This window comes from Aeromonas sp. QDB39 (assembly GCF_027707585.1).
GTDB lineage: Bacteria > Pseudomonadota > Gammaproteobacteria > Enterobacterales > Aeromonadaceae > Aeromonas > Aeromonas hydrophila.
In genome coordinates this window covers 83,991-89,990 of sequence record NZ_JAPCIV010000022.1, presented here as the reverse complement: position 1 = coordinate 89,990, position 6,000 = coordinate 83,991, and the positions used below count along the sequence as shown (strand labels likewise).

Here is a 6,000-nt window from a genome sequence, read left to right as displayed (position 1 = left end):
CCACAGGTGGTTTTTGACGAACTTCTGAAAGCAGCCTGATTTTTAATCGGGAATTGCACTTCGAAGTTGAATTCGCGGGGCGTCAAACAACTGCCCCTTGAAGAAGGCTTCACGGCGCCCCTCCCAGGCCAGGGTCGCCAGCGACGACACCAGCGGATATTTGCCGGTCAATTTGCCGAAATTGGTTTCAATGCCCCACAGGGCGACAATAAAACGCGGTTGCACATCATATTCCGCCCCTATTTTTGTGAGCAGCGGCAAATACTGACGATATAGCCGTTTGGCTTGATTGACTTTCCATTGCGGCACGGCGCGAGGAATATAAGTGGCGAGGGTCTGTTTAAATTCCGGCTGATTTTTATCGTGCCGGATGGCGACCTCGATCAGGTGAATATCGGCGAAGGCGGCAGTGACCGTCGCCGGCGAGATCCCGGCGGCCAGGGCCTCTTGTTTGAGGCCCGTCACATAATGTTCAAAATCGGGGCTGGCCTGCAGCGGGTAACTGACGATCCCGCTTATCAATAACAGAGCCAGCCGACCCTTCATTCCCGTTCGGCCTTTAATTGGGCCTTGTGTTGTTCCAGCAGGTTTTCCGGTGGCGGTGGCACCTGTAGATAGAAGCCCTGGCTCTGCAGCGCCCCCATCACCCGGCTGGTGGAGGCGATCCCCAAGGGCTTGGCTGGGTCCAGTTTGGTCATCAATACCAGTTCGGGACGGCCAAATGCACTCATCAGCACCTCGGGTACGCGGGAAAAATCCTCTCTTCTTTCAACAAAAAGATAGGTCTCGGCTTTTTTGCGACTTTTATAGACTGCACACAACATGGAAATTGATATAATCCAACCGGTTTATTGCCTCTGAGGATGGCAAACTATAACATCGGGAATTGAATAACAATAACGGATTACCGTCTCTGTCTCGGGGAAGATTCATGGTTGAGCGCGATAACGAATTGAAAGGGACCACCTTCACTATTTCTGTGTTGCATATCAGCGATGGCAAACCTGAGCGGATCCGCCAGTTGCTGGCGGCCAAAGTGGCTCAGGCGCCCCAGTTTTTTAATTGTGCCCCCCTCGTCATCAATGTGGAACGGCTCACCGATATCCCCGACTTCGAGCAGCTCAAGGAGCTGGTGGAATCGGAAGACTTCGTGCTGGTCGGGATCACGGGGGCCCAGAGCGAGGCGATGAAGACGGCCGCCAAGGCGGCCGGACTGGCGGTGATGGCCTCCGGCAAGAGCCGCAAGGCCGAGCCGCAACCCCAGCCAGAGCCGACCCCGGCACCCATCGTTGAGGTGAAAGCCGTGCCGGCTCCGCTTGTCGCGAGCAAGGTGCATGTGGGCCCGGTGCGATCCGGCCAGCAGCTCTATGCCGCCGGCACCTCGCTGGTGGTGCTGGGTTCGGTCAGTCCGGGCGCCGAAGTGATCGCCGACGACAGTATTCATATTTATGGCACTCTGCGCGGCAGGGCCATTGCCGGTGCCAAGGGCAACCCCCAGGCACGGATCTATTGCCAGCAATTGCAGGCCGAGCTGCTCTCCATCGCAGGCACATTCCAGCTGAGCGATGCATTGCCGGCCGGCCTCATCCAGCAGCCGGTTCATGTCCGGCTGGATAACGAACAACTCCGTATAGACCGTATCAAATAGAGTTACAAGGAAGCGAGAATGGCGCGAATCATAGTCGTTACATCGGGTAAAGGTGGCGTTGGCAAGACCACAACCAGCGCGGCCCTGAGTACCGGTTTAGCTCAGCGTGGCCACAAGACCGTGGTCATCGATTTTGACATTGGTCTGAGAAATCTGGACCTCATCATGGGCTGCGAACGGCGCGTGGTGTATGACTTCGTCAACGTCATCAATGGCGAGGCCAACCTCAACCAGGCCCTCATCAAGGACAAGCGCTGCGAAAACCTGTTCATCCTGCCCGCCTCCCAGACCCGGGACAAGGACGCCCTCACCCGTGAAGGGGTCGAGAAGATCCTGGATCAGCTGACCGAGATGAAGTTCGACTACATCGTCTGCGATTCTCCGGCGGGGATCGAAGCGGGAGCCCTGATGGCGCTCTACTTCGCCGACGAGGCCATCGTCACCACCAACCCGGAAGTCTCGTCCGTGCGCGACTCGGACCGAATCCTCGGCATCCTGGCCTCCAAGTCCCGCCGTGCCGAACGTGGCGAAGACCCGATCAAGGAACACTTGCTGCTCACCCGCTACTGCCCGACTCGCGTCAACCGTGGCGACATGCTGAGCGTGCAGGACGTGCAGGAGATCCTGGCCATCAAACTGCTCGGGGTGATCCCGGAGTCCCAGGCGGTGCTGCGTGCCTCCAACTCGGGGGAACCCGTCATCCTGGACAAGGAGTCCGATGCCGGTCAGGCCTATGAGGATGCCGTTGCCCGTCTGCTGGGCGACACCAAGGATTTTCGTTTTCTGGAAGAAGAAAAGAAGGGCTTCTTTAGCCGACTGTTCGGGAGTTAAGCATGTCATTATTGGATTATTTTCGTTCCAACAAGAAACAGAGCACCGCACAACTGGCCAAAGAGCGGTTGCAGATCATCGTGGCTCACGAGCGTTCATCCAGAGGGGGGCCGGATTACCTGCCCCAGCTCAAGCAGGATATTCTCGACGTGATCCGTAAATATGTGCAGATCGACCCTGACAAGATCACGGTCCAGCTGGACAAGAAGAGTGATGAGTTGTCCGTGTTGGAGCTCAACATCACTTTCGCCGATGACAAGAAGGGATGAGCTGACGCCCTATGCGTGACCCCTTCCCCCAATGAAGACCGGATCCTGTGCCAGGATCCGGTTTTTTATTGCCACGGCGCCGCCAGCCGTACTCGCCAAGCAAGCAGGGGCCAGCTAGAATACCGCGCGCCACCGCCCGGCCTTGCCGACGGGGTTTTTCTTTTATTTTCAGCTGGAACAGACCGCTTATGTCTTTGAACGACGAAATGCACAGCGTCGAGGAACTGCTCGACACCGCTCTGGAACTCTTCATGGAGCTGGCCTCCGACAACCTGCCGGAGCAGGAGATTGCCCGCTTCAATCAGGAGTTCAATGATCGCGGCCTGCTGGCGGAAACCGATCCGGCCGATGACTGGGAAGCGGATGTAGGGTTCGAAGTCAGCGACGCCGAGTATGCCGAAGTCTGGATCGGGCTTGGCAACGAACAGGAAGAGTACGAGCACCTGTTCGCCCGCATGCTGCTCTCCCGCCGTGTTGACGAGAAGTTCTGCCACATCGAATGGCTGCCCCAATAATTCCGGATCCCGATGATCCCAGCCACTACGTCTGGGAGCCCGACCCCGTGCGTCCCGCCCTCGCCAGACGCCTGCTGAGCGGGCTCGGCAAACTGCTGCTGGCGGCGCTGCTCAGCACCATCGTCTCGGTGGCCTTGCTGCGCTTCATCGATCCGCCCATGTGGACCTGGCGCCTCGAGCGGGCGCTGTTTCCACCGGCCAAGGTAGCCGAGGTGAAGCACGACTGGGTGCCGCTCGAGCAGATCTCCCGCGAGCTGCAACTGGCGGTGATCGCCGCCGAAGATCAACGCTTTGCCGAGCACAACGGCTTCGACATGGATGCCATCAGTTCGGCCCTCAAGCACAATCAGCACAGCGAGCGGGTACGCGGCGCCAGCACCCTCAGCCAGCAGACAGCCAAGAATCTCTTCATGTGGAGCGATCGCAGCTTCCTGCGCAAGGGGATCGAGGCCTGGTTCACCCTGCTGATGGAGCTGGGCTGGGACAAGTCCCGCATTCTCGAGATGTACCTGAATATCGTGGAGTTCGGGCCCGGCATCTACGGCGCCGAGGCCGCGGCCAGACACTACTTCGGCAAACCGGCCGCCCGCCTGACCCGCTACGAGGCCTCCCTGCTGGCCGCCGCCCTGCCCAATCCCTGGCGCTACCGGGTCAAGCCTCCTTCACCCTACGTCCAGCAGCGCTCGGCCTGGATCCGCCGTCAGATGGGCCAGCTGGGGCAGGTAACCCTCAACAAGGTGCATCAGGCCGATTGACGAGCCGGCTGCCAAGGCTCAACTGCTGGCGGTCGGATCGTCTGCCGGCGGGCCCAGATGGCCGCCGATGGTGCCCCGATGCAGCGGCAGATAGTGCCACCACCAGGCCTCTCGCCGCCGTTTGATCTGCTGTCGCCTTGTCCGTCGTTTCATGGCACCTCTCCCTTGCCCTCGCCCCCTTCAACCATACCCCTTTGCCGGCGCCCTTGCCCAGACCCGGTGCACCATGGCCACTGGTCTGGCCGCCACCGCCAATAATTGCTACAGTAGCGAACCTCGATGTATCTGGAGTGATTTCATGGAACAGCGTACCCCGGATCAACTGGTCGAATGGGCCTATGATCAGTTTCTTGAGCAGGCCGCAGACATGCTGGCCCCCGAACAAATCGTCGACATCACCCTGGAGTTCGAACAGCGTGGTGCCGTCGAGGCGACCCTGCCCAACGCCGACTGGTCAGCCGAACTCGGTGTGCCGGTCGACATGGAGCGCTGGGTCGAGGTGTGGGTCGGCTTGCTGGATCATCAGGAGGAGTTTGAGGTGATTTTTGCCACCTTCCTGCTGCCCCGCCATCTCAATGAGCACGATGTCCATGTACGCTGGCACCGCCAGCAACAGGCATGAAAAAGGCGCCCTCGGCGCCTTTCTCTTTTCTACTGAGCCCCTCAGGGGCAGGCCGCAATGGCCTTGACCAGACAACGGCGGCACCAGCAGGCGCTGGCCTCCCCCATGGGCAGGGCCGGCAACTGGCTGCACCAGCACTCGGCGATGGTCGCGCCGGCTGACACGGCGCAAAATGCCGGCTCACCACAGCCAGGGCAGCGGTGGGTGCTGGTTGAACCATCCAGCTGCGCCATCACCGCCAGCTGGGCATCACTGTCCATGGCGGACCAGCGACCTATCTCGGTCAGGGTACGGCCACAGCCGAGGCAGAGGCCGTCCTTTGCCTGGCAATGGCCAATGCAGGGGCTCGGCACTTATTCGCCATCCGGCGCGTTATCGGCAGCCACGAGCGTGATGCAGTTGTCCTCGAGCACAATCTTGCCCTGCTTGTAGAGGCCGCCGATGGCCTTCTTGAAGGTGCCCTTGCTCATGCCGAGCAGCTTGTAGATGAGCTCGGGTTCGCTCTTGTCACCCACCGCCAGGCTGCCGCCCTGTTTCTTGAGACGGGCCAGGATCAGCTCGCCGGCATCGTCCATTCGCGCCATGCCCGGCTTTTGCAGGGTCAGGTCCAGCTTGCCGTCGTCACGCACCTGCTTGACCCAGGCGGTCAGTGGCCGGCCCGTGGTCACCCGGCCGAATACCTCGTTCTTGAACAGCATGCCGGCGTATTCGCCGTTGACGATCGCCTTGATGCCGAGCGGCGTGCGCTCGCCGGGCAGGGCTGTCACTTCGTCACCCGCCTTGAAGGGGGGCTTGTCGGTGCGCAGGAAGCGCTCGAGGCGGCTGGTGCCTACCATGCGCCCCTCGTGATCGAGCATCAGCCGCACCAGATAGACATGGCCCACCTGCATCGGCTTGTTCTGCTCACGGGTCGGCACGAACAGATCCTTCTTCATGCCCCAGTCGAGGAAGGCGCCAATCTTGTTGGCATTGACCACCTTGAGGCCGACGATGTCGTCCACCATGGCAAACGGCTTGTCGGTGGTGATCACCGGCTCGCAGTCGGCATCCAGATAGAGGAAGACCTTGACCTCACTGCCTTCGGCCACCCCTTCCGGCAGTTGGCGTTTGGGCAGCAGCAGCTCGCCATATTCGTCGGCCGCAAGCCAGGCGCCGCGCTCTTCGAGCTCGACTACGGTAAGGGTGTTCATCTTGCCAATCTGTAGCATGGTGTTCTCTTCTTTCATTGTCCGGATGGCCAATTTTTCATTGTCCGTATGGGCGCGCATGTTACCCCAAGAGCGGTAACAGGGCCTAGTCCCTTGCCCGGTTCGCGGGTGATTTTCAGGGCCTTTTGGCCGCTTTACGGCGATATAATCGC

Annotated in this window: 10 protein-coding genes and 1 pseudogene; 6 read left to right on the top strand and 5 right to left on the bottom strand. The window is 60.0% G+C overall.

Going from position 1 to position 6,000, the window contains the following annotated elements; all coding sequences use genetic code 11:
• Window positions 1-69: 69 nt before the first annotated feature.
• Both PG899_RS14445 and PG899_RS14440 read right to left on the bottom strand, forming a co-directional pair.
• A pseudogene (locus PG899_RS14445) lies at window positions 70-546 on the bottom strand (lytic murein transglycosylase); the annotation flags it as partial.
• Entirely contained in the window at window positions 543-824 is a 282-nt protein-coding gene (locus PG899_RS14440) for a YcgL domain-containing protein (RefSeq protein WP_077095497.1), read from the bottom strand. The pseudogene PG899_RS14445 and the gene PG899_RS14440, both read right to left, overlap by 4 nt.
• Before the next feature lie 107 nt (window positions 825-931).
• On the opposite strand from PG899_RS14440, the gene minC reads away from it, so the two are divergent.
• The 5 genes from minC to mtgA all read left to right on the top strand — a co-directional run bounded on the left by minC (window position 932) and on the right by mtgA (window position 4,018).
• Window positions 932-1,648 (top strand): septum site-determining protein MinC, encoded by a 717-nt coding sequence (minC, locus tag PG899_RS14435; protein WP_041216358.1) that lies wholly within the window; start codon window positions 932-934, stop codon window positions 1,646-1,648.
• 18 nt (window positions 1,649-1,666) lie between these two features.
• Window positions 1,667-2,479 (top strand): septum site-determining protein MinD, encoded by an 813-nt coding sequence (gene minD, locus PG899_RS14430; RefSeq protein ID WP_011705992.1) that lies wholly within the window; start codon window positions 1,667-1,669, stop codon window positions 2,477-2,479.
• 2 nt (window positions 2,480-2,481) lie between these two features.
• Window positions 2,482-2,748, top strand: coding sequence for a cell division topological specificity factor MinE (minE, locus tag PG899_RS14425; RefSeq protein WP_011705991.1), 267 nt, complete (start codon window positions 2,482-2,484; stop codon window positions 2,746-2,748).
• A gap of 188 nt (window positions 2,749-2,936) precedes the next feature.
• Complete coding sequence (locus PG899_RS14420) at window positions 2,937-3,263, top strand: HI1450 family dsDNA-mimic protein (RefSeq protein WP_043162467.1); 327 nt, start codon at window positions 2,937-2,939, stop codon at window positions 3,261-3,263.
• Window positions 3,264-3,310: 47 nt separating this feature from the next.
• On the top strand, window positions 3,311-4,018 hold the full coding sequence (gene mtgA, locus PG899_RS14415) for a monofunctional biosynthetic peptidoglycan transglycosylase (RefSeq protein ID WP_029300775.1): 708 nt from the start codon (window positions 3,311-3,313) through the stop codon (window positions 4,016-4,018).
• 18 nt (window positions 4,019-4,036) lie between these two features.
• Here mtgA and PG899_RS14410 read toward each other — a convergent pair whose 3' ends face one another.
• The gene (locus tag PG899_RS14410; RefSeq protein WP_256821928.1) at window positions 4,037-4,171 is read right to left on the bottom strand and encodes a hypothetical protein; all 135 of its coding nucleotides are present in this window, start codon (window positions 4,169-4,171) and stop codon (window positions 4,037-4,039) included.
• Between the two features lie 145 nt (window positions 4,172-4,316).
• Here PG899_RS14410 and PG899_RS14405 point away from each other — a divergent pair, with 145 nt between their 5' ends.
• Window positions 4,317-4,640, top strand: a complete 324-nt coding sequence (locus PG899_RS14405; RefSeq protein ID WP_016350838.1) for an HI1450 family dsDNA-mimic protein — start codon at window positions 4,317-4,319, stop codon at window positions 4,638-4,640.
• A 41-nt stretch (window positions 4,641-4,681) separates the two neighbouring features.
• Here PG899_RS14405 and PG899_RS14400 read toward each other — a convergent pair whose 3' ends face one another.
• Complete coding sequence (locus PG899_RS14400; RefSeq protein WP_077095499.1) at window positions 4,682-4,993, bottom strand: DUF1289 domain-containing protein; 312 nt, start codon at window positions 4,991-4,993, stop codon at window positions 4,682-4,684.
• On the bottom strand, window positions 4,994-5,866 hold the full coding sequence (locus PG899_RS14395) for a CvfB family protein (protein ID WP_039214397.1): 873 nt from the start codon (window positions 5,864-5,866) through the stop codon (window positions 4,994-4,996).
• Window positions 5,867-6,000 lie beyond the last annotated feature (134 nt).

Excerpts from the sequence above, each read along its gene's own strand:
- PG899_RS14395 (WP_039214397.1), bottom strand. The coding sequence starts at position 5,866 with ATGAAAGAAGAGAACACCATGCTACAGATTGGCAAGATGAACACCCTT.
- PG899_RS14405 (WP_016350838.1), top strand. The coding sequence starts at position 4,317 with ATGGAACAGCGTACCCCGGATCAACTGGTCGAATGGGCCTATGATCAG.
- PG899_RS14420 (WP_043162467.1), top strand. The coding sequence starts at position 2,937 with ATGTCTTTGAACGACGAAATGCACAGCGTCGAGGAACTGCTCGACACC.
- PG899_RS14410 (WP_256821928.1), bottom strand. The coding sequence starts at position 4,171 with ATGAAACGACGGACAAGGCGACAGCAGATCAAACGGCGGCGAGAGGCC.
- minC (WP_041216358.1), top strand. The coding sequence starts at position 932 with ATGGTTGAGCGCGATAACGAATTGAAAGGGACCACCTTCACTATTTCT.
- PG899_RS14440 (WP_077095497.1), bottom strand. The coding sequence starts at position 824 with ATGTTGTGTGCAGTCTATAAAAGTCGCAAAAAAGCCGAGACCTATCTT.
- minE (WP_011705991.1), top strand. The coding sequence starts at position 2,482 with ATGTCATTATTGGATTATTTTCGTTCCAACAAGAAACAGAGCACCGCA.
- minD (WP_011705992.1), top strand. The coding sequence starts at position 1,667 with ATGGCGCGAATCATAGTCGTTACATCGGGTAAAGGTGGCGTTGGCAAG.